This window comes from Streptomyces sp. BE303 (assembly GCF_036290945.1).
Lineage (GTDB): Bacteria > Actinomycetota > Actinomycetes > Streptomycetales > Streptomycetaceae > Kitasatospora.
The window spans coordinates 1-312 of the sequence record NZ_JAQYWZ010000248.1 but is presented as its reverse complement, the minus strand read 5'-3'; the positions used below and the strand labels follow the sequence as shown (position 1 = coordinate 312).

The 312-nt window shown below is 73.7% G+C and carries 1 protein-coding gene; it reads left to right on the top strand.

The window, feature by feature from the left end; genetic code table 11:
* Window positions 1–312: beta-ketoacyl synthase N-terminal-like domain-containing protein (locus tag PUR56_RS01665; protein WP_329947548.1), on the top strand; the 312-nt coding region annotated here is incomplete at both ends.

The window sequence follows — 312 nt, the reverse complement described above, 5'->3', positions numbered from 1 at the left end:
CGGCCTGGAGGGGCCGGCGGTGACGGTGGACACGGCGTGCTCGTCGTCGCTGGTCGCGCTGCACCTGGCCGCGCAGGCGCTGCGGTCGGGCGAGTGCTCGATGGCGCTGGTCGGCGGCGTCACCGTGATGCCGAACCCGGTTGTGTTCGTGGAGTTCTGGCGTCAGCGCGGTCTGGCTGCCGACGGCCGGTGCAAGTCGTTCGGTGCGGACGCGGACGGGACGGGTTGGTCCGAGGGTGTCGGCATGCTGCTGGTCGAGCGGTTGTCGTCGGCGCGGGCTGCGGGTCGTCGGGTGCTGGCGGTGGTGCGGGG